Annotated in this window: 20 protein-coding genes; 12 read left to right on the plus strand and 8 right to left on the minus strand. The window is 68.5% G+C overall.

Translation table 11 applies throughout. The annotated features are described in order from the left end of the window. The first annotated feature begins 10 nt into the window (after nt 1–10). Both FCE95_RS10465 and FCE95_RS10470 read left to right on the plus strand, forming a co-directional pair. Nucleotides 11–748: a 3-oxoacyl-ACP reductase family protein gene (locus FCE95_RS10465; RefSeq protein WP_137266962.1), complete on the plus strand. Its 738-nt coding sequence runs from the start codon at nt 11–13 to the stop codon at nt 746–748. Then, nucleotides 745–1,203, plus strand: coding sequence for a DMT family transporter (locus FCE95_RS10470; RefSeq protein ID WP_137266963.1), 459 nt, complete (start codon nt 745–747; stop codon nt 1,201–1,203). The genes FCE95_RS10465 and FCE95_RS10470 overlap by 4 nt, the downstream gene beginning before the upstream one ends. Nucleotides 1,204–1,456: 253 nt before the next feature. On the opposite strand, the gene FCE95_RS10475 is transcribed toward FCE95_RS10470, so the two are convergent. Continuing rightward, nucleotides 1,457–2,143, minus strand: coding sequence for an arylesterase (locus FCE95_RS10475; RefSeq protein WP_223266855.1), 687 nt, complete (start codon nt 2,141–2,143; stop codon nt 1,457–1,459). Nucleotides 2,144–2,189: 46 nt separating this feature from the next. Between FCE95_RS10475 and FCE95_RS10480 the strand changes: the two genes are divergently transcribed. Continuing rightward, on the plus strand, nt 2,190–2,894 hold the full coding sequence (locus FCE95_RS10480) for an ABC transporter ATP-binding protein (RefSeq protein ID WP_137266964.1): 705 nt from the start codon (nt 2,190–2,192) through the stop codon (nt 2,892–2,894). Further along, a complete protein-coding gene (locus FCE95_RS10485; protein WP_137266965.1) occupies nt 2,891–5,422 on the plus strand; it encodes an ABC transporter permease in 2,532 nt (843 codons plus the stop codon). The genes FCE95_RS10480 and FCE95_RS10485 overlap by 4 nt, the downstream gene beginning before the upstream one ends. 104 nt (nt 5,423–5,526) lie before the next feature. Here the strand turns inward: FCE95_RS10485 and FCE95_RS10490 are convergent, their stop codons facing one another. Next, complete coding sequence (locus FCE95_RS10490; protein ID WP_137266966.1) at nt 5,527–5,856, minus strand: DUF6249 domain-containing protein; 330 nt, start codon at nt 5,854–5,856, stop codon at nt 5,527–5,529. Between the two features lie 115 nt (nt 5,857–5,971). Between FCE95_RS10490 and FCE95_RS10495 the strand changes: the two genes are divergently transcribed. The 7 genes from FCE95_RS10495 to FCE95_RS10525 all read left to right on the plus strand — a co-directional run bounded on the left by FCE95_RS10495 (nt 5,972) and on the right by FCE95_RS10525 (nt 19,949). After that, nucleotides 5,972–6,565: an RNA polymerase sigma factor gene (locus FCE95_RS10495; RefSeq protein WP_137266967.1), complete on the plus strand. Its 594-nt coding sequence runs from the start codon at nt 5,972–5,974 to the stop codon at nt 6,563–6,565. Next, nucleotides 6,562–7,014: a hypothetical protein gene (locus tag FCE95_RS10500; protein WP_137266968.1), complete on the plus strand. Its 453-nt coding sequence runs from the start codon at nt 6,562–6,564 to the stop codon at nt 7,012–7,014. The genes FCE95_RS10495 and FCE95_RS10500 overlap by 4 nt, the downstream gene beginning before the upstream one ends. Nucleotides 7,015–7,111: 97 nt before the next feature. After that, on the plus strand, nt 7,112–8,155 hold the full coding sequence (locus FCE95_RS10505) for a class I SAM-dependent methyltransferase (protein WP_137266969.1): 1,044 nt from the start codon (nt 7,112–7,114) through the stop codon (nt 8,153–8,155). Beyond that, entirely contained in the window at nt 8,152–8,868 is a 717-nt protein-coding gene (locus FCE95_RS10510; protein ID WP_137266970.1) for a pseudouridine synthase, read from the plus strand. Before FCE95_RS10505 ends, FCE95_RS10510 begins: the two co-directional genes overlap by 4 nt. A 281-nt stretch (nt 8,869–9,149) precedes the next feature. Next, nucleotides 9,150–11,504 (plus strand): winged helix-turn-helix domain-containing protein, encoded by a 2,355-nt coding sequence (locus FCE95_RS10515; protein ID WP_137266971.1) that lies wholly within the window; start codon nt 9,150–9,152, stop codon nt 11,502–11,504. A gap of 139 nt (nt 11,505–11,643) precedes the next feature. Next, the gene (locus tag FCE95_RS10520; protein ID WP_137266972.1) at nt 11,644–17,979 is read left to right on the plus strand and encodes a YadA-like family protein; all 6,336 of its coding nucleotides are present in this window, start codon (nt 11,644–11,646) and stop codon (nt 17,977–17,979) included. Between the two features lie 125 nt (nt 17,980–18,104). Beyond that, nucleotides 18,105–19,949 carry a S8 family peptidase gene (locus FCE95_RS10525; RefSeq protein WP_137266973.1) on the plus strand — a complete coding sequence of 615 codons (1,845 nt, stop codon included), beginning with the start codon at nt 18,105–18,107 and terminating at the stop codon, nt 19,947–19,949. A gap of 120 nt (nt 19,950–20,069) precedes the next feature. Here FCE95_RS10525 and FCE95_RS10530 read toward each other — a convergent pair whose 3' ends face one another. From FCE95_RS10530 to FCE95_RS10555, 6 genes are all read right to left on the minus strand, one after another. Continuing rightward, nucleotides 20,070–20,861: an AAC(3) family N-acetyltransferase gene (locus FCE95_RS10530; protein WP_137266974.1), complete on the minus strand. Its 792-nt coding sequence runs from the start codon at nt 20,859–20,861 to the stop codon at nt 20,070–20,072. A 21-nt stretch (nt 20,862–20,882) separates the two neighbouring features. Continuing rightward, nucleotides 20,883–21,359, minus strand: coding sequence for a DUF2314 domain-containing protein (locus FCE95_RS10535; protein WP_137266975.1), 477 nt, complete (start codon nt 21,357–21,359; stop codon nt 20,883–20,885). A gap of 131 nt (nt 21,360–21,490) precedes the next feature. Then, on the minus strand, nt 21,491–21,937 hold the full coding sequence (locus tag FCE95_RS10540; protein WP_137266976.1) for a hypothetical protein: 447 nt from the start codon (nt 21,935–21,937) through the stop codon (nt 21,491–21,493). A gap of 89 nt (nt 21,938–22,026) precedes the next feature. Beyond that, a complete protein-coding gene (locus tag FCE95_RS10545) occupies nt 22,027–22,593 on the minus strand; it encodes a DUF1415 domain-containing protein (RefSeq protein WP_137266977.1) in 567 nt (188 codons plus the stop codon). A gap of 16 nt (nt 22,594–22,609) precedes the next feature. Then, complete coding sequence (locus FCE95_RS10550) at nt 22,610–23,092, minus strand: YajQ family cyclic di-GMP-binding protein (RefSeq protein WP_137266978.1); 483 nt, start codon at nt 23,090–23,092, stop codon at nt 22,610–22,612. 28 nt (nt 23,093–23,120) lie between these two features. Continuing rightward, nucleotides 23,121–23,381 carry a hypothetical protein gene (locus FCE95_RS10555; protein ID WP_189644725.1) on the minus strand — a complete coding sequence of 87 codons (261 nt, stop codon included), beginning with the start codon at nt 23,379–23,381 and terminating at the stop codon, nt 23,121–23,123. Nucleotides 23,382–23,555: 174 nt separating this feature from the next. Between FCE95_RS10555 and FCE95_RS10560 the strand changes: the two genes are divergently transcribed. Further along, nucleotides 23,556–24,437, plus strand: coding sequence for a DMT family transporter (locus tag FCE95_RS10560; protein ID WP_223266856.1), 882 nt, complete (start codon nt 23,556–23,558; stop codon nt 24,435–24,437). The last annotated feature ends 56 nt before the right edge of the window (nt 24,438–24,493 follow it).

Raw genomic sequence — 24,493 nt, forward strand, 5'->3', positions numbered from 1 at the left:
AGGTGCAGGCATGAATCTGGCAGGAAAAGCGGCATTGGTCACCGGCGGCAGCCGCGGCATCGGCGCGGCCATCGCGAAAGCCTTGGCGAAAGACGGCGCGGACGTGGCGATCACCTACGTCAGCGCCGAGGACAAGGCGCAAGCGGTGGTCGACGAGATCCGCGCGACCGGCCGGCGCGCGGTGGCGATCCGCGCCGACAGCGCGGACATGGCCGAAGTCGCCGCGTCCGTGGAACGCGCGGCCAGCGAATTCGGCCGGCTCGACATCCTGGTCAACAATGCCGGCATCGCGCAAATGGGGCCGCTGCAGGAAGTGAGCGTGGAGGATATGGACCGCACGCTGTCGATCCACGTCCGCGCTTCGTTCGTCGCCTCGCAAGCGGCCGCGCGGCACATGGGCGAGGGCGGGCGCATCGTCAACATCGGCAGTTGCCTGGCCGAGCGCGTGGCCGGACCCGAAATGACCCTCTACGCGATGAGCAAGGCCGCGTTGCTTGGCCTCAGTAAAGGCTTGGCCTTCGATCTGGGTCCGCGCGGCATCACCGCGAACGTGGTGCAACCCGGTCCGACCGATACCGACATGAATCCGGCCGACGGCGATCACGCCCAGGAGCAGCGCACCAAGCTCGCGCTCGGCCATTACGGCAGCGCGGACGACATCGCCGCGACCGTCGTGCATCTGGCCGGTCCCGGCGGACGCTTCATCACCGGCGCATCGATCGCGGTCGACGGCGGCTTCGCGGCATGACGTCCACGGGCGCCGGACATTGGCTGCTGGCGGTGGCGATCGGCGCCTTATTGCCGTTGGAGGCATTGATGAATGCGCGCCTGGGGCAGGCGACGCGCGGCCCCTTGTTCGCCGCATTCGTCACCTGCCTGGGCGGCGCTGCGGCGCTGGGCATGATGTTGATGATCGCGCGCCCGTCGTCGTCGCCGGCATTGCAGACAGCGCCGTTCTGGCTATGGTGCGCGGGCTTGTTGGGTGCGACGTATCTCGCCAGCGCGACGATGCTGGTGCCGCGATTGGGTGTCGCCGGACTCATTTGCCTGGTGGTGCTGGGCCAGATGCTGTCGTCGCTGCTGCTCGATCATTACGGCGTGCTGAACGCGCCGCGTCCAGCCGACGCGCTGCGCGCGGCCGGCGCGGCCTTGGTGGCCGGCGGTACTTTGCTGGTGGTGCAGCCTTGGCGCGCCGGACCTTGATCCACGCGTTTGTTTTGTAGAGCGGGGCTTGCCCCGCTGCTCTTGCGGTTGCTTTGTAGGAGCGGCTTTAGCCGCGAGCTCTTTCCACCAAATCGCGGCATTGCGTCGATTGAGAAAAAAGCTCGCGGCTAAAGCCGCTCCTACAAAAAGGCCAGGTCGCACCCGGGATGCAGCGTCGCATCGGATCGCAAACTCACGGGTGCGCTTCGCTTACCCGGGCTACGGAGGTGGTCGGAGCAGCATCGAGGCGCTATTACTTCAACAACGGCTCCAGCGCCGTCCACACATGATCGCGCAGCTTCGGCTGCGCCGCGGCGACCGGATGCAAGTTGTCGTTCTGGAACGAAGCGCGGTCGGCGGCGACCGGTTGCAGCAAGAACGGCAGCAGGGGGACGTCGAAAAGTTTGGCCAGGTCGGTGTAGGCGCGCTCGAAGCCATGCGCGTATTCCGGACCGTAGTTCGGGGGGATGCGCATCCCGACCAGCAGCACTTTCGCGCCCACTGATTCCGACGCGCCGATCATCCGCGCCAGATTGCGTTTCATGTCGCGCAGCGGCAAACCGCGCAGGCCGTCGTTCGCGCCCAGTTCGATCACCACCACCGCCGGCTTATGGCGCACCACCGCATCGACGATGCGCGCCGCGCCGCCGGCCGTGGTTTCGCCGCTGATGCTGGCGTTGACCACGCGCCAGCCCGGCCTGGTTTCGGCGATGCGCTCGGCGGTCAGCGACACCCAGCCGTCCGCGGCCGACAAACCGTAGCCGGCCGACAGCGAATCGCCCATCACCAATACGGTCTTGGCCGGCGCCTCGGCAGGCGCGCGCGCCGCTTGCGCCTGCGCCAGCGGGCCCCAAGCCAAGGCCAGCGCCAGCGCGGCCATACCTATGGCCCATTGCAGCGGGCCGCGCGAAGCCGCATATCGCCGATTATTAAGACCCATTAATCGCGTCTCCGGAAAATACCTGGGACTAAGCATAAGGACGATCATGGCCGATTCCAGACCGCAAGCTGAAGCCGTGCGAACGCAGGCGTTGAACGTGGCGGGATTGGGCAAGCGGGTGATGCTGCCCACCGGCGAATTGACGATCCTGGACGGGATCGGATTTTCGATCGCGCCGGGCGATACCGTCGCGATCGTCGGCGCTTCCGGTTCCGGCAAGAGCACGCTGCTGTCGCTGATGGCCGGTCTGGACGTGCCCAGCAGCGGTACCGTGACGCTCGACGGCCGGCCCTTGTCGGCGCTGGACGAAGACGGCCGCGCGCGCGTGCGCAGCGAGAAAGTCGGCTTCGTGTTCCAGAGTTTCCAGTTGCTGCCGTCGCTGACCGCGCTGGAGAACGTGATGCTGCCGCTGGAATTGCGCGGCGACGCGGATGCGGAGACGCCGGCGAAGGCGATCCTCGGCAAAGTCGGCTTGGGCGAACGCTTGGGCCACTATCCGCGCCAATTGTCCGGCGGCGAGCAGCAGCGCGTCGCCTTGGCGCGCGCGTTCGTGACGCAGCCGTCGCTGCTGTTCGCGGACGAGCCCACCGGCAATCTCGACACGCACACCGGCCAGGCGATCATCGAGCTGTTGTTCGATATGAACGCCGATGCCGGCACCACCCTGGTGCTGGTCACCCACGACGAACACCTCGCATCGCGTTGCGGCCGCATGCTGCGTTTGGACAGCGGCCGCCTGGTGGACGGATGAGCCGGCGCGGCGGCCTTTTTGGATTGGCTTGGCGGCAATTGCGCCGCGATCTGGCTGCGGGCGACATCCGCATCTTGTTGGCGGCATTGGTGCTGGCGGTGGTGGCGGTGACGTCGGTCGGCTTCATCACCGACCGCGCCGAGCGGGCCTTGGCGATCGAAGCCAATCGCTTGCTGGGCGGCGACGCGGTGGTGCGCGGCGACACGCCCATCGCCGGGCGCGTCGGCGAAGCGGCGGGCGCGTCCGGATTGCGCAATACGCGCACCGTCGAGTTCCAAAGCATGATCCGGGTCGGCAGCGGCGCCGCCGTCGATCTGCGCCTGGGCGATCTGCGCGCGCTAGGCGAAGGCTTTCCGCTGCGCGGCAGCTTCCGCATCGCCGACGCGCGGGGCGAACGCGATGCCGGCGCGATTCCGGCGCCGGGTACGCTATGGATGAGCCGCGCCGGCGCCGATACGTTGGGCGCGAAGGTCGGCGACGAGATCGGCATCGGCACGTCGAAATTGCGCCTGACCGCATTGGTGCTGCAGGAGCCGGATGCGGCGCTGGACTATTTCAACGTCGCGCCGAAAGTCTTCTTGAACCTCGCCGATCTGCCTGCGACCGGATTGGTGCAGGAAGGCAGCCGCATCCGCTATCGGCTGGTCGTCGCGGGCGAGGCGGGCGCGGTGCAATCCTTCGTCGACACGGCCCGAGCCAATCTCGCGCGCGGACAACGATTGGAAACGATCAGCGAGGCGCGTCCGGAGATCCGTTCCGCGCTGGATCGCGCCGGCCGTTTCCTCGGCTTGGCGGCGCTGGTGTCGGTCGTGCTCGCCGCGATCGCGGTGGCGATGGCCGCGCGGCGGCATAGCGAACGGCATTTGTCCGGCGCGGCGGTGATGCGCTGCCTCGGCGCCAGCCAGCGAACCCTGGTCGGCATCCACGTCGGCGAGATGATGCTGCTCGGCTTGATCGCCAGCAGCATCGGCGTGCTGATCGCGTTCGGCCTGCAATGGGCGGTCGGCGATTGGTTGGCGCGGACGATGAAACTGTCGATTCCGCCGGCGGGTGGGTTGCCGGCGTTGCAAGGCTACGGCGTCGGCATGACGGTATTGCTCGCGTTCGGCGCGCCGCCGGTGCTCGCGCTGCGCCGCGTGTCCGCGCTGCGCGTGCTGCGCCGCGACCTGGACGCGGTCGAGCCGAGCGCGTGGGCGGTGGCGATCGCCGGTTTCGCGGGATTGGCCGCGCTGCTGTGGTGGAAGGCCGGCTCGGCCGTATTGGGCGGCGCGATGCTGATCGGCATCGCCGCCACGCTGTCGGTGTTGGCGTTGTTGGCTTGGCTGCTGATCGTCGCGGTGCGGCGCTTGCGTTCGCGCATGCGCGGCAGCCTGCGCTACGGCCTGGCCAACGTCAGCCGCCGCGCCGGCACCAGCATCGCGCAGGTGTCGGCCTTGGGTTTGGGCTTGATGGCGCTGTTGCTGCTGACCTTCGTCCGCACCGACCTGCTCGACCGTTGGCAGTTGTCCCTGGCCGAGAACGCGCCGAACCGCTTCATCATCAACGTGCAGAGCGACCAGGTCGCGCCGGTGCGCGAATTCATCGCCGCGCAAGGCGTGCCGGCGCCGACGCTGGTGCCGATGGTGCGCGCGCGCCTGGTCGCGCTGAACGGCAAGCCGACCAGCGGCGCCGATTACGCGGCGCGCAGCGGCGATGCGGACCAGGACCGCGAATCGCAGCGCCGCGCCGACCGCGAATTCAATCTGTCGATGGCCGACGCGCTGCGCGACGACAACAAGGTGGTCGCCGGCAAGTTCTGGACGGGCAAGCCGGCCAAGCCGGAATTCTCGGTGGAAGAGCGCTACGCGCAGTCGCTGGGCTGGAAGGTCGGCGACCGCATCGCGTTCGACATCGCCGGACAGCGCTTGGAAGCGCCGATCACCAGTCTGCGCAGCGTGGAATGGGAAAGCTTCCGCCCCAACTTCTTCGTGCTCGCTTCGCCCGGCGCGCTGGACGGCTATCCGGCCAGCTACATCACCGCGGTCAACGTACCGCCGCAGCGGAACCGCTTCACCGCCGATCTGGTGCAGCGTTTCCCGAACCTGTCGGTGATCGACGTCGACGCCGTGCTCAAGCAGGTGCGCAGCACCGGCGACCAGGTGTCGAAAGTGGTGCAAGTGGTGTTCTGGTTCTCGCTGGCCGCCGGCGTGCTGGTGCTGCTGGCGGCGATCAGCGCCAGCCAGGACGAGCGTTTGCTGGAAGGCGGAGTGATGCGCGTGCTCGGCGGCAGCCGGCGCCAGTTGCGTTTGGCGCAAGCCTCGGAATTCGCGGCGATCGGCCTGTTGTCCGGATTGGTCGCCGCGATCGCGGCCTCGGTGCTGTCCGGGGTGGTCGCCGAACGCGTATTCGATCTGCCTTGGGAACCGAACTGGGCTTTGGCCGCGGCCGGCGGCGGCATCGGCATGCTGGCGGCGCTCGCCGCGGGCCTGTTCGCCACGCGGCGGATACTGGATGCGCCGCCGTCGGTGACCCTGCGCGAACTGAACTGAATCTGGGAGCGGCTGTAGGCTGGGTTGGCTTCACCAACCCAGCGCTCCGTCCAGCGAGGTCGCGATGCTGGGTTGGTCAAGCCAACCCAGCCTACGTCCGTTGTTCAACCCATCCGGCGCACGCCGAAGTAATAGGCCAGGTTGCCCAGGCCGGTGGCGCCGATCAGCAGGGCGAACACGCCCGGCGAGGGCTCGTCCCAGCCGAAGGCTTGCATCAGGCCCAGGCCGATGGCCAAGGCCACCATCACCACGCCCCAGCGTAGCGAGCTGTGCCGGCGGCGGATCTCTTCGCCTTCCAGGATCGAGCGCAGCAGGTCTTGCGAGCCGTTGGACTCGACCATCTTGCGGCGCACGTGGGCGTCGACGACGGCCTTGATGGCGTAGGTGATGCAGATGAACAGAACGATCGGTACGAGGATTCCAGGCAGGTCCATGGCGGTTTTCCGTGGCGGATGAGGGGCTACGGCGCAATAGATACGGCTCCCCGTGGGGCGGTTGCAGCGGGCCGGTTGCAACCGCGGGGCCGGTCGGCGTATCAGCGTATCCGTAATGAGCGAGCCCACCCACCCCGGCGACGAGGCCGGCGACGACCGCGCCCTGGTCGCCGCCGTGCTCGCCCGCGCGCCCGGGGCCTTCGAACGCCTGGTCCAGCAGTACCAGGGCCTGTGCTGGCACATCGTGCTGCGCATGGTGCGCAACCCGGAGGACGCGCGCGAGCTGTGCCAAGAGACTTTCCTGCGCGTCCACCAGTATTTGCACCAGTACCGGCACGACAGCGCGCTGAAATCCTGGATCGGGCAGGTGGCCTATTCGGTGGCCAAGCGGCACTTGGAACGCAAGCGCATCCCGCTGGTCGAAAACGACGACGACGAAGGCCGGTCGCTGGCCGAAACGGTCGGCGACGGCTTCGATTTGGAAGCCTCGGTGGGCGACGACCAGATCAATATCCGCCTGCACGCCGCCATCGCCGCGCTGCCGCCGCTGCAGCGCACCCTGCTGACCCTGTATCACTTGGAAGAAACCCCGATCGGCGAGATTTCACGCATCACCGGGCTCGCCGAAGGTACGATCAAAAGCCATCTGTTCCGCACCCGCAAGCAATTGCGCGAAACGCTGGAATCGAGGATCGGAGTCGCCGTATGAACGCACCGGACAACGACAAGCTGGACCAGGCCCTGGCCGACGAGCGCGAGTGGCTGGCGCAGGAGCAGGCGATGCGCGACGAGCGGATCGGCGCTTCCGCCGCCGGCGCCAGCGCCCCCGAAGCGCAATACCGCATCGTCGCGCGTGCGCTGCGCGAGCCGCCGGCGGCATCGCTGCCGCCGGATTTCGCCCGGCAAGTGGCGCGCATGGCCGAATCGCGGGCCGAGGCCGGCATCCAAATCGAACCGCTGGTGCTGCGCGCGCTCGGCGCGGTGCTGGGCGTTTCCGGCGTCGCTGCGCTGGCCTATTACGGCCGCGAAGCGGCCGCCGGCGTGGATCCGCGGATGCTGCAATGGAGTTTGGCGATCGGCGCTTGCGCGGCCATGACCTGGTCCTTGGATTGGGCGCGGCGGTGGATGCATCGCGACGAGCCGATGCGTCACGCCTAATCGCGGTCTCAGTCTTCGGCATCTCTTCCGCTCGGCTTTAGCCTCTCCCGCAAGCGGGAGAGGGGGAATATCCATCAGCGGGTAGAATCCGCCGCGCATGTCCATTGCCGACAACGATTACCCCCTGGAAACGCTATTCCTGCCGTTCGCGACGGGCGCATTGCCATGGCCTGCGCAAGGCGCCTTGTTCCTGCGCGCCCGCGACGGCTGGCCTCTGCATCGCCAAGCCTTGCCGGGATTGGCGTGCGCGCAAACGTTCAAACCCGAATACGACCGCCTGCAGCGTTCCGGTTTGACGATGGACGATGCGGCGGACGACGCCCGTTATCCGCTCGTGCTGGTCCTGCCGCCGCGCCAACGCGACGAAGCCCGCGCGCTGTTCGCGCAAGCCGTGGCGCGCCTGCGGCCGGGCGGCATCGTCGTCGCTTGCATGGCCAACGACGAAGGCGCGAAGTCGGGCGAAGCCGATTTGGCGAAGATCGCCGGACTTTTGCGCACGCTGTCGAAAAACAAATGCCGCGTGTTCTGGAGCGAACCGCTGGACGATCCGGCCGATGCCGAACTGGCCGCGCAATGGCGCGCGTCCGACGAACCCAGGCCGATTCTCGACGGCCGTTTCCTCAGCCGCCCCGGCGTGTTCGCCTGGGATCGCGTCGACACTGCTTCGGCCCTGCTCGCCGAACATCTGCCGAGCGATCTGGCCGGTGCCGGCGCCGATCTCGGCAGCGGCTACGGCTACTTGGCCGCCGAAATCCTCGCGCGCTGCGCAGGCGTTAAGGCGCTGAACCTGTACGAAGCCGAAAAACGCGCGCTGGAACTGTCGCGCGCGAACCTCGCGCCGTTCGCCGAACGCGCGACGCTCGGCTTCCATTGGCACGACGTCGCCGCGGGATTGCCGCAGCGCTACGACTTCATCGTCACCAATCCGCCGTTCCATGCGCAGGGCCGCGCCGATCGTCCGGACATCGGCCGGCGCTTCATCGCCGCGGCCGCACAAGCTCTGAAGCCGGGCGGCCGGCTGTGGCTGGTGGCCAATCGCCATCTGCCGTACGAAGCGGTGCTGGACGCGAATTTCGGCACGGCGCGCAGCGTCGCCCAGCGCGATGGTTTCAAAGTAGTGGAGGCGGCGAAGGCGCGATGAAACTGGTCAAGCTGATCGCCAACCTCGGCTACGGCAGCCGCAAGGACGTGGCCCTCATGTTCCGCGAAGGCCGGATCACCGACCCGCAAGGCGAGGTGCTGTACGCCGACGATCGGGTCGAACACGCGTCGATCCGGATCGACGGCGAGCCGCTGGATCCGCCGCCGGGTCTGGCGCTGATGCTGCACAAACCGGTCGGCTATACCTGCTCGACCAAAGATCCCGGCCGCATCGTCTATGACTTGCTGCCGCCCCGTTTCCGCGCGCGCTCGCCGCTGTTGTCCACCGTGGGCCGGCTCGACCGCGACACCAGCGGCCTGCTGCTGATGACCGACGACGGCGCGCTGCTGCACCGCATCGTCTCGCCGAAATCGCATCTGCCGAAAGTGTACGAGGCTGAATTGGCCGAAGACCTGCGCGGCGACGAGGCCGCGACGTTCGCCAGCGGCACGCTGATGCTGGAATCGGAAACCACGCCGCTGCGGCCTGCGACGCTGCAAGTGTTGGCGCCGAACCGCGCCAGGTTGATCTTGACCGAAGGCCGCTATCACCAGGTGCGCAGGATGTTCGCGGCTACCGGGAATCGCGTAGAGAAGCTGCATCGCGCTGCGATCGGCGGGTTGGGCTTGGATGAGTTGGCTGAGGGGCACTGGCGCGCGCTTAACGCTGCGGATCTGACGCGGTTGTGGATGGCGGAGCCTGCGGCGCTTTAGCTCGGCGCTGCGACTTGGCGCAAATCCCCCCTTCGGTTCCCCCTTTTGCAAAGGGGAGTTCCGGATTTCGGCGAGATCGCGCGATTCTGCTGTTTCCCTCCTTTGAAAAAGGAGGGTCGGGGAGGATTTGCGCCATGCTGCGCGGCGCGCGGCTCTAGCCGTTCATGCATGACCGCGGCACACGCCGAAACCTGCTTTAGAATCGAGCCGCAACAGCCGTTCGAAGGATTCCTTCCGTTGGCCCAGCCCGCCATCCACTCCGCCGACGCGTCGCGCCGACGATGAACGCGGTCCGTTACCGCTTCGGCGAATACAGCCTGGATCTGGCCAAGCGCGAACTGCAGCGCGACGGGCAACCGATCGTGCTGCCGGCGCGCGTGCTGGAATGCTTGGCCGCGCTGATCGAGCACCGCGACCGCGCGATGCACCGCGACGAGCTGGTGCGCGCCGTGTTCGGCCGCGCCGACGTGTCCGACGCGCAACTGGGCCAGATCGTGCTGCGCACGCGCCGGGTGATCGGCGACGATGGGCACGAGCAGCGTTATATCCGCACGGTGCCGCGTTACGGTTTCGCCTGGGTGGCGCCGGTGTCGGTGGACGATCCGGCGGCCGAGGAAGCGGCGCCCGCGGCCGCGCCCGCCGCGGATGCGGCCGACGATGTCCGCGATGCATGGGATGCGGATGCGGGTGCGTTGTCGGCCGCGCCGGAAAAACGCCGCTTCGGCTGGCTGGGTGCGCTCGCCGCGGCGGTCTTCGCCGCAGTGCTGATCGCCTTGCCGGTAGCGCGCATCGAAAAGCCGCGGCAGGCCCCGGCGCAAACGGCCGAACGCGCGTTCATGGTGCTGCCTATGGAAGCCGATGGCCCGGGCGACATCGCTTGGACGCGGCTGGGGCTGATGGATTTCGTCGCCGACCGCATGCGCAGGGCCGGTTTGCCGGTGCTGTCCAGCGAGGCCACGCTCGGCGTCATCGCCGACGGGGGTTCGGCGGCCGCGCCGGCGCGCACCGAAGCGCGCGTCAGCGGCCGCGCGCGATTCAGCGAGGGCCAGTGGCAAGTCGATCTCGCATCGGTCGATGCGCAGAACACCTCGCTGCACGGCCGCGCGAAGCACGCCGACCTGATCGGCGCGACGCGTTTGGCGACCGACCGTTTGCTCGCCGCGCTCGGCCACAGCCTGCCGGCCGGCGACCAAGACTCGCCCGCGCTGGCCGAACGCTTGCTGCGCGTGCAGTCGGCCTTGCTCGCCAACGAGCTCGACGCCGCGCGCCGCATCCTCAACGAAGCGCCGGAATTGCAGCGCGACCAGCCGCAGTTGCGCTACCGGCTGGCGCAAGTGGATTTCCGCGCCGGCGATTACAGCGGCGCCCTGGTCACCGTCGATCGGCTGATCGCCGAATCGAAGCCGGCGCAAGATCCGCTGTTCCATGCGCGCCTGCTCAACGCGCGCGGCGCCTTGCTGGTGCGGCTGGGCCGTTTCGGCGACGGCGGGCGCAGTTTCGACGAGGCGGCGACGCTGCTGCAAGGCACGCCGTACGCCGCCGAACTGGGGCAGGCGCTGACCGGGCGCGCGGTGACCCACTCGGCGCAAGGCCGCTTCGAACAGGCGCTCGCGGATTTGGGCCAGGCGCGCATCTACCAGGTGCGCGCCGGCGACGCGCTCGCGGTGGCGCGCGTGGACGCGAACCTGGGCGCGGTGGAAATGGACCGCGGCCGTCCCGCAGCCGCGCTCGGCTATTACCGCGCCTCGGGCCCGGTGTTCGAAAGCGTCGGCGCGATCAACGAACTGGCCGGCACGCGCTGGTCGCTGGTCGACGCGCAGCTGTCTTTGCTCGACAACAAGTCCGCGCTGGCGGAAAGCGAGCGCCTGTACGCCTTGCTGGCGCGCATCCGCGATCCGGCCGTGCGCGCCAAAGCCATCCTCAGCCGCAGCGAAGCGCTGATGGCGGTCGGCCGGATGCGCGAGGCGCGCGAACTGATGCTCAGGGAAGACGCCGCCGTGCCGATTCCGGCCGAGCCGCATCTGCGCGATTACCTGATGGTCGAACTGGCGCGCCGCAGCGGCGATCCGCGTTCCGCCGCGCTGCTGGCCGAACGCGCCCTGCGCGCGTGGCCGCCGGGCGATTACGGGCCGCTGCGCGAATGGACCCAATTGCGCTGGCTGCAGGCGGCCGCGGCGGCGGATTTGCCGCGGCCGGACGTCGGCCTGTCCGCGACCACGGCCGACAACTTGCCCGCGCTGCTGATCCGGGCGATGCAGCAGGGCGCGCACGGCGACCCGGCTTTGGCCGAACAGGAATTCGGCGCCGCCCTGGCCCTCGCCGAACGCGGCGGCGTTCCGGCGGAAATCGCCGAGGCGGTGTCGATCCAAGCCTCGTGGCTGCTCGACCAGCAACGCAACGAAGAAGCCGGCAGCCTGATCGGACGCGTGGCGCCGTGGGCGGCGCAGGATTTCGAGCTGGCCTTGCTGCAATTGCGCTTGTTCCAGCAATCGGGACAGGTCGCGCCGTGGCGAAATGCGTTGGCGCAAGCGCGCGGTTTGGCCGGCGAGCGCGCCGTACCGGCCCGTCTGGAACTCGCGCCGAGCGCGCAAACGCGCATGCAAGGTTCTGAAAAACAACAAGAAGCAGAGCTGTAGCGGAGTTGTAACGAACTGGGAGTGACGGCCGGCGAACGGCCGTGGAACGGTCGGCCGTCGCATCGATGGCCCGGGGAAGGCGCTGTCGATCGTCGCGCTTTGTTCCCCCGCAAACGCCACTTCCGGAGATCGATCAACCATGAACCGCACGCCGCTGTACGCCGCGTTGTTGTTGCTTTTGTCCGGCCCGGGCATCGCCTGGGCCCAGGCCGCCGAAGAAAACCCGCAAGCCGTTCCGGCTTGCCCGGACGCTTCGGCCGATGCGGCGGCTGCAGCCGCTTGCGAAAACGCCACGGATGCGGCGACACCCCAGGCTGCGGAAGGCACGCGCTACGTGCAGGTCGACGGCGCCGGCGACGGCAGCGACGATGCCCTCGCCAGCGGCGAGTACGCGATCGCCGCCGGCGCGAACAGCCGCTCCGAAGGCCACGGCGCGATCGCGGTCGGGCGCGAATCGCAAGCCGCCAGCTATAGCGCGATCGCGATCGGCACCCAAGCCGCGACCGCCGGCGAATACGCGTTGGCGATGGGCCACACCGCGAAAGCCGACGGCTTGAGCGACGTGGCGGTCGGCGCGGGCGCACAAGCGGCGGGCGGCTCCTCGGTCGCGATCGGCGGCCAGTACAGCACCTTCGTCGGCTGGGTGAAGACCAAGGCCGAGGGCTCGCACGCCGTCGCCGTCGGTTCCGGCGCGAACGCCGCCGGCAGCTTCGCCACCGCGATCGGACCCGATGCGCACGCATTGGGCGAGAACACGATGGCGTTGGGCGAAGCGGCCAGCGCGGACGGCTTCAACAGCATCGCTCTGGGCTTGATCTCCAAGGCCGACGGCGAATCGACGATGGCCTTGGGCGTGGCCAGCGAAGCGCACGGCCTGTTCAGCAACGCGGTCGGTTTCAACAGCTACGCCGACAGCGAAGGCGCATTGGCCGCGGGCGCCTACTCGACGGCGACCGCGATCGGCGCCAGCGCGATCGGTTCGGGCAGCGATGCCACCGCTTATTTCGCCACCGCGCTCGGCGGCAACAGCAAGGCCACGGCCGAACACAGCGTCGCGATCGGTTCGTATTCGCTGGCCGATCGCGCGAACACGGTTTCCGTCGGCGCCGCCGGCAACGAACGCCAAGTCGCCAACGTCGCCGCGGGCACCGAATCCACCGACGCGGTGAACGTCGCGCAATTGCAAGACGCGACGCGTTACGTCGCCGCCAACGGCAGCGCCGACAGCGACAACGCCGCGGCGGCCGACGGCGATTTCGCCACCGCCGTGGGCGAATCCGCCTACGCCGGCAACGCCGGCGCTAGCGCGATCGGCAGCGGCGCGTTCGCCTTGGGCGCCAACGCCACCGCCATCGGCCTCAACGCGGTCGCTTCGGGCGACGACAGCGCGGCGTTCGGCGATTTCAGCCAAGCCTCCGGCAACAGCAGCGTCGCGATCGGCGGCGAACTGCACCACGAATACATCGATCCGGAAACGAACGAACAGGTGGTGCTGAGCGGCAACACGTCCGCATCGGGCGTCGGCGCCATTGCGCTCGGCGCGGGCGCGCAGGCTTCCGGCGAACTCGGCACCGCGGTCGGCGCGCTGGCCTCGGCATCGGGGCAATGGTCCACCGCCGCCGGTTCGCGCGCGACCGCCGAAGGCGCCAGCAGCGTGGCGATCGGCGAGATGGCGAAAGCGACCGGCGATCAGAGCACCGCCGTGGGCGGCAGCCGTCCCGCGGGCGGACACTTCGGCCACATGCCCACCACCGCATCGGCCGAGCGCGCATCGGCGTTCGGATCGGCGGCGATGGCCACCGGCATCCAATCCACCGCGCTGGGTTGGGATTCGTTCGCCACCGAAACCAGCGCGACCGCGACCGGCGCCAGCGCCTTCGCCAACGCCACCTGGTCGACGGCGATGGGCAGCCAGTCCTTCGCCAACGCCAAGGGCGCCGTCGCGCTCGGTTTCTACGCGTTCGCGATGGAAGAAAACAGCGTCGCGCTCGGCGCCGGTTCTCTGGGCGATCGCGCCAACGCCGTTTCCGTCGGCGCCGGCCCCAATTGGGACGGTTTTCCGGAAACGCGCCAGATCACCCATGTCGCCGCCGGCACCGAAGCGAACGACGCGGTGAATCTGGCGCAATTGCAGGACGCGACCGAAGACGTGAAATACCTCGCCGCCAACGGCGACGCCGACAACGATCAAGGCGCGACCGCGGAAGGCGATTTCGCCACCGCGGTCGGCAGCGGCGCTTCGGCGCTCGACTTCGGCGCCACCGCGTTCGGCAGCGGCGCGTTCGCGCTGGGCGAGTACGCGACGGCGGGCGGCTTCAACAGCTTGGCGTCGGCGAAGTGGGCCACTGCCTACGGCGTCGGTTCGCAAGCGACCGGGCAAAGCGCGGTCGCGGTCGGCGGGCAGATGGTGGTGATCAACGGCACGACCTGGGAAGAGGAGATCTGGTCGACCGAAGCCTCGGGCCAGGAAAGCACCGCGATCGGCACCGCGGCGCGCGCCACCAGCTACGGCAGCACCGCGATCGGCGTCGTGTCGGAAGCGAGCGGCGAAACGTCCACCGCCATCGGCGCGGCCAGCACCGCGCGCGGTGATTGGAGCGTGGCCGTCGGCGGCGAATCGCGCGCCTACGGCGTGTTCAGCACGGCGCTAGGCAACCAGGCGCAGGCGCGCGGCGACCGCACCATCGCGATGGGCGGTTTGTCGGTGGCGCAAGGCAACGAAAGCCTCGCCTTCGGCGGCTTGTCGGCCACCGGCGGCGAACAAAGCGTGGCTTTGGGCTGGAACAGCATCGTGTTTCCGGGCGCGAACGGCAGTATGGCCTTGGGCGCCAACAGCGAAGTCGCGCCGGGCGTCGAGAATTCGGTCGCATTGGGCAACTTCTCGTTCGCCGACCGCGCCAATGCGGTGTCGGTCGGTTCGCCGGCGCGCGTGCACGACGGCCAGCTGCCGGTCGACGTGCCCGAAATCGATCGCCAGATCATCCACGTCGCCGCGGGCACCGAAGACACCGACGCGGTCAACCTGGCGCAGCTTAAGCAGGCGACGAGCGATACGAAATACCTCGCCGCGAACGGCGACGCCGACAACGATCAGGGCGCGTCGGCGGAAGGCGATTTCACTACCGCCGTAGGCTCGGCGGCTTCGGCGTTGGACTACGGCGCGACGGCGATGGGCAGCGGCGCGATGGCGCTGGGCGCGTACTCGACCGCTTCGGGCTTCAACAGCGTCGCGACCGGGCAATGGAGTTCGGCTTACGGCGTCGGCTCGCAGGCCACCGGCCAAAGCGCCACCGCGATCGGCGGGCAGATGGAAGTGTTCGATTGGGAGAGCCAGGAGTTCCAGACTTGGTCCACCATCGCCTCAGGCCAGGAAAGCACCGCGATCGGCGTCGCCGCCGTCGCCAGCGAATACGGCACCGTCGCGATAGGCGCGGTGGCGTCGGCCACCGGCGAAATGGCGATCGCGGTCGGTCCGACGGCGCGGGCCAGCGCCTACAAGAGCCTGGCGATGGGCGTGCAGGCGCATTCGGACGGCGATCGCAGCGTGGCGATCGGCGCGGGCGCCACGGCCATGGGCGACCGCAGCGTGGTGCTCGGTTCGGACGCGGTCGCTTACGACGAAGCCAACACCGTCGTCGGCCAGTTCGCCGGTTCCGCCGGGCTGGACAGCAGCGCGTTCGGCCGCCAGGCGAAGGCCCGCGTGCGCGGCAGCACCGCGCTCGGCGCGCAAACCGACGTGCTGGCGGAGAACGCGGTCGCATTGGGCGCCTACTCCATCGCCGACCGCGCCAATACGATTTCGGTCGGCAGCGCGTACGAAAACATCGATAGCGACTTCAACACCATCGCGCCGTTCCAGCGCCAGATCACCAATGTCGCGGCCGGCACCGAAGAGTTCGACGCGGTGAACGTGGGCCAGCTGGAAGCGGCGACCGGCGCCATGAAATACGTCGCCGCGCGCGGCGACGACGCCAACGACCAAGGCGCGGCCATCGATGGCGATTACGCCACCGCGGTCGGCAGCGGCGCGTCCGCGCTCGCGGCGGGCGCCAGCGCAATGGGCAGCGGCGCGATGGCCCTGGACGAACGCGCGACGGCGATCGGCTTCAACGCGACCGCTTCGGGCTGGCAAAGCGCGGCTTTGGGTTCGTCGGCGCAGGCCACCGGATCGGGCAGCGTCGCGATCGGCGGGCAGTTGCTGGTTTTCGATTGGGAATCGCAGAGCGAAATCCTGATGTCCACCCAGGCCAGCGGCCAACAATCCACCGCCGTGGGTTCCGCCGCTCGCGCCACCGATGTGGGTACCACCGCGGTCGGCGTATTGGCCAACGCCGCCGCGCAGGAAGCAGTAGCCGTGGGCGCCAATGCCACCAGCACCGGCTTGGGCAGCATCGCGATCGGCTCGGGTGCCAATTCCCGGGGCGCGAACGGCGCCAGCATCGCCATCGGTTACCGCGCCACGGCGATCGGCGAAATGGGCGTCGCGGTGGGCGGCGCTTCCTTCGTCAACCAACGCGGCGGCCTGGCCTTCGGCAATGCGGCGCAATCCGTCGGCTTCGACGGCAGCGCCGTGGGTACTCGCAGCATGGCTATCGGCAAGGCCAGCACGACCATTGGCGCGAACGCTCGCGCCATGGCCGACGGATCGGTCGCGCTAGGCGCTTATTCGTACGCCGACCGCGCCAATACGATTTCGGTCGGCAGCGCCGTGCCGATGCAGGACAGCAACGCGAACACCGTCCAGCCGTTCCAGCGCCAGATCACCAACGTCGCTGCGGGCACGCAGGCCTACGATGCGGTGAACTTCGCTCAGCTGCAGGAAGTGGCGGACCAGATCGGCGAAGGCAGCCCCTACTTCAAGGCCGAGGGACTCGGCGGCGACGACGCGCAAACCACCGGCAAATACGCGGTCGCGGCCGGCGCGCGCAGCGTCGCGCACGGCATCGGCACCACCGCGCTCGGCGGCAGCGCCGTCGCCGACGGCCAGTACGCCACCGCGGCCGGTTTCGGCGCCAATGCGATGGAGGACAACACCGCCGCGTTCGGCGCCGGCAGTCGCGCTTCGGCTGCGGGCGCGAGCGCGATCGGCGATTCGTCGCGCGCTTCGGCCGCCGACAGCACCGCGCTAGGTTCGGGCAGCTACGCCCGCGCCGCGAACAGCGTCGCGCTCGGCGCGGGCTCGGTCGCCGATCGCGCCAACACGGTATCGGTCGGCACCGCCGGCGGCGCCCGCCAGATCGTCAACGTCGCCGCCGGCACCGCGGACACCGACGCGGTGAACGTCAAGCAATTGCGCGACGCCGGCCTGGTGGGCGACGACGGTTCCACCTTGCGCGCGATCAGTTACGACGATGCCGAACGCGACAGCGTCACCTTCGCCGGCGAAGGCGCGACCTTGCGCAACGTCAAAGCCGGCGCGGTCGCGGCCGACAGCATGGAAGGCATCAACGGCAGCCAGTTGTACGCCGCGCAGCGCGGCGTCGCCGATCTGTTCGGCGGCGGCGCGTCGGTGACGCCGTCCGGCGCGCTGATCGCGCCGAGCTACAACATCCAGGGCAGCGCCTACGGCAACATCGGCGACGCGCTCGCCGCGCTCGACCGCAACTGGACCGCGCTCGACAACCGCGTCGGCGCCCTCGAAGCCAATCCCGGCACTAATCCGGGCAACGGTGGCGGCACCAACGGCCGCGTCGCGGTCGACGGCGCCGCCGACGGCAGCGACAACGCCAGCGTCGGCGCCGGCAGCCGCGCGGTCGCGATCGGCAGCAACGCCAGCGCGGCGGGCCCGGGCGACACCGCGATCGGCGCCAACGCGAAAGTGCACGCCGACGCCAGCACCGCGGTCGGCGCGAACAGCACGATCGCCGCGGGCGCGACGCAAGCCGTGGCGATGGGCGAGGGCAGCAGCGTGCAAGCCGCGTCCGGCACGGCGCTGGGCCAAGGTTCGCGCGTCGCCGCCGGCGCCACCGGCGCGGTCGCTTTGGGCCAGGGCTCGGTCGCCGATCGCGCCAACACGGTATCGGTCGGTTCGGTCGGGCACGAGCGGCAGGTGGCGAACGTCGCCGACGGCACGCAGGACACCGACGCCGCCAACGTGCGCCAAGTCAACGCCGGCGATGCAAAGACGCTGAACCAGTCCAAGGCCTACACCGACGCCCGCTTCCAGGAAGCGATGGCGGCGCCGATGGCCGCGGTCGACGACCTGCGCGACATGGTCGGCAAGCGCTTCGACGAGCAGGGCCGCCGCATCGACCAGATGGGCGCGATGAACGCCGCGATGGTGCAGATGGCGACCAGCGCCGCCGGCGTGCGCAACGCCAATCGCCTCGGCATCGGCGCCGGCTTCTCCGGCGGCGCGCAGGCCTTGTCGATCGGCTACCAGCGCGCCTTCAGCGACAGCGCCACGCTGACCATCGGCGGCGCCTTCAGCGAAGACGAAAGCTCGGCCGGCGTCGGCGTCGGCTTCGGTTGGTGATCCACGGGCGGCGCTCTCGCACGCGCCGCACCCCTTTGGGCCACGGACGGCCCGTCTTTTTCGAATCCCGTATGGACGCGCCCGCGTCCGCAGACCCCGCGTCATCGCGCCAATTGGAGAGAACCATGCAACAGCGATCCCGCACCACTTTCTGCTTGCTCGCCGCCGCCGTCGCCGTCGCGATGGCCGCATCGCCGATCATGGCCGGCCAACGCGCGCCGTTGCGCGCGGTCACGCAGCCCGCGTCGACCGCGCAGGACGGCCGCGTCGACCGCCTCATCGTCCGCTACCGCAGCGGCACCGCCTTGCGCGCCGACAAGACCCGCGCCGCCGCCGCCGTGCGCAATGCGGCGACGCGTTCGGGCCTCGCCGCTACCGACGCGCGTTACGTGCGCAGCACCGCCACCGGCGCCGATGTGGTGAAGCTGTCGCGCCCGCTGGATCGCGCCAGCGCCGCGGCCCTGATGCGCACCTTGCGCGCCGATCCGAACATCGCCCACGTCGAGCCCGACGTGCGCATGACCCACACCGGCGCCGCGTTCGCGAAAGCCCCTGTCGCCGCGCGCGCCGGCGCGACCCCGAACCTGACCCCGAACGATCCCTACTTCGGGCAGTACCAGTGGCACCTGCACCACGCCACCGGCGGCATCCGCGCGCCGAGCGCATGGAACTCGGCCACCGGCGAAGGCGTCGTCGTCGCGGTGATCGACACCGGCATCGTCCAGCACGACGACATCGACGCCAACGTGCTCGAAGGCTACGACTTCATCACCGACGCCTTCGTCTCGCGCCGCGAAACCGACGAACGCGTTCCCGGCGCGCACGACTACGGCGATTGGAACGACGACCCGAACCAATGCCCGGTATCGCCCAGCAGCTTCCACGGCACCCACACCGCCGGCACCGTCGCCGAGCTGACCAACAACGGCCTGGGCATGGCCGGCGTGGCGCACAACGCCAAGGTGCTGCCGGTGCGCGTGCTCGGCCGCTGCGGCGGTTACATGTCCGACATCGCCGACGCGTTGGTCTGGGCTTCGGGCGGCGAAGTGGCCGGCGTGCCGGCCAACGAGAACCCGGCCGAAGTGATCAACATGAGCCTCGGCGGCTCCGGCGCTTGCACCGCGGGCTCGGAATTCCAGACCGCGGTCGATGCCGCGGTCGCCAACGGCAGCACGGTGGTGGTCGCGGCCGGCAACTACAACACCAACCTGTCGCAGTTCACGCCGGCCAGCTGCGCGGGCGTGATCGCGGTCGGCGCGACGCGCATCACCGGCGGCAAGTCCAGCTTCTCCAATTACGGCGCGCTGGTGGATCTCTCGGCGCCCGGCGGCGACAGCGTGGACGGCAACCCGAATGGCTACGTCTGGCAGAACATCAACGACAGCGAGACTTCGCCGGAAAACGGTCAGCAGAATTACGGCGGCATGGCCGGCACGTCGATGTCGGCGCCGCACGTGGCCGGCGTGGTCGCGATGCTGCAGAGCGTGGCGCAGGCCCCGCTGACGCCGGCCGAAGTGGAAACGCTGCTGAAGAACACCGCGCGCGCGTTCCCGGTGAACATCCCGAGCGGCACGCCGATGGGCGTAGGCATCCTGGACGCCGAAGCCGCACTGGCCGGCCTGGTGCCGCCTTGCCAGGGCCCGGATTGCGAGCCGGACGCGACGCCGATCGTCAACCGTTCGCCGGTGCCGGGTTTGATGGGCAACGCCGGCGACGAGCAGCTGTATTCGCTCGACGTTCCGGCCGGCGCCACCAATCTGAACTTCCTCACCTACGGCGGTTCGGGCGACGTGACGGTGGTGGTGAGCTTCAACAAGGAACCCACCGCGACCGAATACGATTTGCGTTCGTCGCGTCCGGGCAACAACGAAACGATCCGCATCGCCGCGCCCAAGATCGGCACCTATTACATCAAGCTGATCGGCGTGGCGAAGTTCGCCAACGTGACTCTGGAAGCGCGGCACAACTGAGCCGCTTCTCTGGAGGGCCGCGATGCGGCCCTTCAGTTTTTCGGAATGTAGCCCGGGTGAGCGAAGCGCACCCGGGATCGAGTCGCTGCGTACTTCCCGGGTGCGCTTCGCTTACCCGGGCTACGGTTTCCCGGCTTGCAACGCGGCCCGCGCGTCGTCGCATTCCTCGCACATCCCCGGTGCGTGCAAGAACGCGGTCTCATCCTCGCGCAACCGCGGCAACGCCGCATCGACCACGTCGCGCGAACGCATCAACCGCGCCTCGCCGTACCCGACTTGCCCGCGCCGCTGCTTGCCTTCCGCATCGAGCCAAGCGTCGAGCAGGGCGAATCCCTGGCAGCAGTGGTCCAGCTCCCGGTATTCGAACCTCTCCGGCTTGCCGTCGCGCAACACGGTCAAATGCTTGGGCCGCAGATAGCGCGCCCCGGCCATGTTCTCGGCCAGGTGCACCGTCGTGTTCGCATCGTGTCCGACGCCCAGCAGCAACACGTGCCCATCCATTTCGTAGACGCGCCCGACCGGACTGTCCAAGCCGTGCGGCACGTCCAGCGGATGCGCGGCGACGATCTCCGCCGCCCGCGGCCCGATCGCCGCGAACGCGTGCGGATTGTCGCTGCGCAGGACGCCCGGCATCCGCCAGAACGTGTCGGCGACGATGCCCATGTTTTCGAGGCAGGGCGTGCGTGCGGCGTCGAACGGAATTTCGTCGTCGTCGGACATGCTGGGCATGACCAGCGTGCCGTGCGGACCTACTGCGGCGAGCAAGGCGTCGATCAATCCGCTCGGGCCGCCGTCGATCGGTCCGAGTTTCGAAAAAGCGGTATGCACGAGCAATATGCCGCCCGCTTTCACGCCCAGAGCCGAAAGCTGTCTGGCCGCATCGCTTCGCGCCGCCGGTTCGGTCTCGGTCATCGATGCCGGTTCCGAGCGATCTCAGCCGCCGCCCGCATAGGTGTCCAGGAACTTGCCGACGAAGTTCCCTTCTTCGGAGCCGTCCGCATGGGTGATCAGCCAATCCATGACGTCCGATTCCGGAAAGGCATAGTCGTCGCCATGGCGAAAGCCTTGCACGCGTTCGATATCGTTCCAGATCCTGCCCGATACTCTGCCGTCGGCGATATCGCGAACGGCGATGAAGACCTGCTCGAACGCGCCCGACGAGTCGTAGAGGCGCGTGGTGACGAAGAAAGACTGTCCGACAGGGAGGCCGGCTGTAAATTTCGCCTTCGCGGCAGGATAAGTCCGCTTGGCTTGGGCGATATAGGGCGCTATCGCGGCTTCGAACTTCTTCATCTCCTCCGCAGCGACTTGCGAAGGCTGATCCGGAGGCGCGTTGGGCGAGAATTGAGGTTGCTGGGCAACGGCCGGAAAAGAAAGCGAGATAAGCAGTAGAACGAATAACCGGCGCATGCCCGTCTCCTGGCTCGGCGTTTGGTTGCGACTATGTCCCGCTCGGACATATCGTCCGTCCGAGCTCGGGGCGCGTCAACACGCGACGGATCCGCTCGGCGGCGTCGCGCCGTTATTGGTCCGGGAGTATTTCAATGCTCATGCCCCGGCCATGGGCTCGCCTCGGACAGATTGCAGATGGCGCCCTGGTAGGCGCCGAGGTGCCCGCGGTTCGATCGGGTGAATATGCCGCTGACCAACAGATATCCTGCTGTCGTCGGGATGTCGCCGCCCGACTCGATCCAAATGCCGTTGCCCCAGACGTCGTTCTCGTAGTCGGACTTGTTGAGATAGAGCGCGCTTTGTTCGAACCCGGAGCGGTAGTAGCCGATGACGCGGACGGCCTTGCCTTCGTATTTTTCCGGGTTCGCCAGCAAAGCGATCAGCGAGATGTCTTCAGGATCCTCGACGGCGGTGGCGCAGACCTTGGCCCAAGGAAGTTCGAGCCGAGCGACTTGCTCCGACGTGAGCGTCCGGGTTTCGACCTGCGCCGACGCGAGCGCCGGAAAGAGAAACAACGATGCGACGATGGGGTTCATAGAGGCGGCGAGTTCGGACGAGGCGCCGCTACTTTAGCCCCGCCGAGGGCGGTTAGCAGATTCAGTCGATTCGATGATTCGGCCGAACTTCAGTGGTCCTTGCCGAAGGCCTCGCCCTCCAGAACGCGTCGCCATCCTTCGTGCCCCAGCGAGCGCAAGGTCTCGATGTTGCGCTCGACGATGACATCCGGATCCGGAAACGCCGCCACCGCCCGCGCCACGCTGTCTTCGCGCAGCAAGTGCAAAGTCGGGTACGGCGAACGGTTCGTGAAGTTGGCGATGTCGTCCGGTTCGCTACCGGCGAATTGATAGTTGGGATGGAAACTGGCGACTTGCATTACGCCTTCCAAATCCATCGATTCGACCAGGCCGTCGGCCAAGTCGAGGAAATCGTTGTAGTCCAGGAAATCGGTCAGCACCTGCGGATGCACGATCAGTGTGGTGTCGACCTCTTCCGCCGGAGTGTCGCGCAGCCGCGCCAATTCTTCGCCGAGTTCTTCCAGCAGGGCTTCCGACGTAGTCGCTTCGCTCAATACGTAGCGCACCTGCTTCTTGGCGAGGACCGCCTTCGCGAACGGACACAAGTTGAGCCCGATCACCGCCCGCTGCAGCCAACGTTCGGTCGCGGCGATCGGGTCCTGCGGCTCGGCGGACATCGCTCGCGCGCCGCGATCAGTCGCGGAAATTGTTGAATTGCAGCGGCAGGCCGAATTCGCCGCCGCGCAGCACCGCCATCGCCGCCTGCAGATCGTCGCGTTTCTTGCCCATCACCCGCAGCTTGTCGCCGTTGATCTGGGTGTCGACCTTGATCTTGGCGTCCTTGACCGCGTTGGCGATCTTCTTCGCCAGTTCGCGCTCGATGCCCTGCTTCACCACGATCCGCTGGCGCGCGCCGGCGACATTGGTCAGCACATCGCCGAATTCCAGGCAGCGCACGTCGATCTTGCGCGCGATCAGCCGCGCGCGGAGGATGTCGGTCATCTGCTTGAGCTGGAATTCGCTGGGCGCCGACAGCGCCACCGCGCCGTCCTCGAGCACGAACGAAGCTTGCACGTTCTGGAAATCGAAGCGCGTGGCCAGCTCCTTGTTCGCCTGGTCGACCGCATTGGCCAACTCGTGCGAGGAGACTTCCGAAACGATGTCGAACGAAGGCATGGCGGAGGCGTTGCGGCAGGGCGCGCGATTATGCCAGGGCCTGCGGGGGCGCCTCAAACCGGCGCGCATAGCCGCGTTCGTCGGCCACGCGCAGCACCTCTTCGTCGCTCAGGTCGGGCGCGCCGTAGATCGCATAAACCGGCTGATCGCCTTGCTTGCCGATCGCATGCAGGCGATAGCGGGATTGGCCGCCGCCGGTGTTCGGCGGGTAGTGCACCGGCGGCTCCTTGCCGTCCAGGTCCAGTTCGCTGTTGTCCACCGTGCCGCCGACGAAAAGCGCTCGGATCATGTAGGGGCTCCTGAGGGGGTTCGCGACCGATGATGCCGTCTGCGACGTTCGCTGACGATGAAACCGGCGTTTCTTTCGTGGAACGCTGGGCTTGCATCGATGACGCCTGCTGACACGACGGTGTCAGGCGGCCGCAAGCAACCTGTCCTCGATAACCTTGGGCATACTCCGCCGATGACCGCATCGCTACCCGCCCGCGCCATGCTGTACATGCTGGTCGCCGTCGCGCTGTTCGCGCTGATGGACGCTGGCCTGAAGCTGCTGTCGCCGCACTATCCGGCGCTGCAAGTGGCCATGCTGCGCGGCGCTTCCGCGCTGCCGTTGGTGCTGGCCTGGGCTTTGCTCGGCGCCGCTGCGGGCAGCCTGGTGCGCGTGCATTGGCCGCTGCACCTGCTGCGCGGCGCGCTGGGCATCGCGATGATGTTCGGTTTCGTCTACGGCCTGCGTACGCTGCCGCTATCCACCGCATACGCGATCACCTTCGTGTCGCCGCTGCTGGTCACCGCGATGGCGGGGCCGTTGCTGGGCGAAAAAATCGGGCCGCGGCGTTGGATCGCGATCGCGATCGGGCTGGTCGGCGTGCTGGTGGTGCTGCGTCCGACCGGCGCCGGCATGCTGACCCTGGGCGGATTGGCGGTGCTGCTGGCGACGCTCTGCTGGGCCGCGTCGGCGATCACCGTGCGCTTGCTCGCCCAGCGCGACAGCACCCAGGCGATGGTGCTGTGGTTCATGGCGATCTTGGCGCTGGGCGCGGGCGCGTTGTCGTTCCACGAATGGCGCCCGATCCGCACCGAACACATCTGGGTGATCGCCGGCATCGGCGTCACCGGCACCTTGGCGCAGATCGCATTGACCGAGGCTTTCCGCCGCGGCGAGGCGTCGCTGATCGCGCCGCTCGAATACACCGCGCTGGTGTGGGGCGTAATGCTCGATGTGGCGCTGTGGGGCGTGCTGCCCGATGGGGTAACCTGGTTCGGCGCGGCGATCATCGTCGCCAGCGGCCTGTACCTGCTGCGGCGCGAGAAAGCGCAGGCGGTCGCGGTACCGCCGCCGTGACCTAACGCAACCGGCCCGGCGCTCGCGCACCGGGCCGGCAAGGTTCGCGTATGCGG

This window comes from Luteimonas gilva (assembly GCF_005239095.1).
Lineage (GTDB): Bacteria > Pseudomonadota > Gammaproteobacteria > Xanthomonadales > Xanthomonadaceae > Luteimonas_C > Luteimonas_C gilva.

Excerpts from the sequence above, each read along its gene's own strand:
- FCE95_RS10545 (WP_137266977.1), bottom strand. The coding sequence starts at position 22,593 with ATGTCCGCCGAGCCGCAGGACCCGATCGCCGCGACCGAACGTTGGCTG.
- FCE95_RS10480 (WP_137266964.1), top strand. The coding sequence starts at position 2,190 with ATGGCCGATTCCAGACCGCAAGCTGAAGCCGTGCGAACGCAGGCGTTG.
- FCE95_RS10535 (WP_137266975.1), bottom strand. The coding sequence starts at position 21,359 with ATGCGCCGGTTATTCGTTCTACTGCTTATCTCGCTTTCTTTTCCGGCC.
- FCE95_RS10470 (WP_137266963.1), top strand. The coding sequence starts at position 745 with ATGACGTCCACGGGCGCCGGACATTGGCTGCTGGCGGTGGCGATCGGC.
- FCE95_RS10550 (WP_137266978.1), bottom strand. The coding sequence starts at position 23,092 with ATGCCTTCGTTCGACATCGTTTCGGAAGTCTCCTCGCACGAGTTGGCC.
- FCE95_RS10490 (WP_137266966.1), bottom strand. The coding sequence starts at position 5,856 with ATGGACCTGCCTGGAATCCTCGTACCGATCGTTCTGTTCATCTGCATC.
- FCE95_RS10560 (WP_223266856.1), top strand. The coding sequence starts at position 23,556 with ATGACCGCATCGCTACCCGCCCGCGCCATGCTGTACATGCTGGTCGCC.
- FCE95_RS10555 (WP_189644725.1), bottom strand. The coding sequence starts at position 23,381 with ATGATCCGAGCGCTTTTCGTCGGCGGCACGGTGGACAACAGCGAACTG.
- FCE95_RS10530 (WP_137266974.1), bottom strand. The coding sequence starts at position 20,861 with ATGACCGAGACCGAACCGGCGGCGCGAAGCGATGCGGCCAGACAGCTT.
- FCE95_RS10465 (WP_137266962.1), top strand. The coding sequence starts at position 11 with ATGAATCTGGCAGGAAAAGCGGCATTGGTCACCGGCGGCAGCCGCGGC.
- FCE95_RS10505 (WP_137266969.1), top strand. The coding sequence starts at position 7,112 with ATGTCCATTGCCGACAACGATTACCCCCTGGAAACGCTATTCCTGCCG.
- FCE95_RS10510 (WP_137266970.1), top strand. The coding sequence starts at position 8,152 with ATGAAACTGGTCAAGCTGATCGCCAACCTCGGCTACGGCAGCCGCAAG.
- FCE95_RS10515 (WP_137266971.1), top strand. The coding sequence starts at position 9,150 with ATGAACGCGGTCCGTTACCGCTTCGGCGAATACAGCCTGGATCTGGCC.
- FCE95_RS10520 (WP_137266972.1), top strand. The coding sequence starts at position 11,644 with ATGAACCGCACGCCGCTGTACGCCGCGTTGTTGTTGCTTTTGTCCGGC.
- FCE95_RS10485 (WP_137266965.1), top strand. The coding sequence starts at position 2,891 with ATGAGCCGGCGCGGCGGCCTTTTTGGATTGGCTTGGCGGCAATTGCGC.
- FCE95_RS10525 (WP_137266973.1), top strand. The coding sequence starts at position 18,105 with ATGCAACAGCGATCCCGCACCACTTTCTGCTTGCTCGCCGCCGCCGTC.
- FCE95_RS10500 (WP_137266968.1), top strand. The coding sequence starts at position 6,562 with ATGAACGCACCGGACAACGACAAGCTGGACCAGGCCCTGGCCGACGAG.
- FCE95_RS10540 (WP_137266976.1), bottom strand. The coding sequence starts at position 21,937 with ATGAACCCCATCGTCGCATCGTTGTTTCTCTTTCCGGCGCTCGCGTCG.
- FCE95_RS10495 (WP_137266967.1), top strand. The coding sequence starts at position 5,972 with ATGAGCGAGCCCACCCACCCCGGCGACGAGGCCGGCGACGACCGCGCC.
- FCE95_RS10475 (WP_223266855.1), bottom strand. The coding sequence starts at position 2,143 with ATGGGTCTTAATAATCGGCGATATGCGGCTTCGCGCGGCCCGCTGCAA.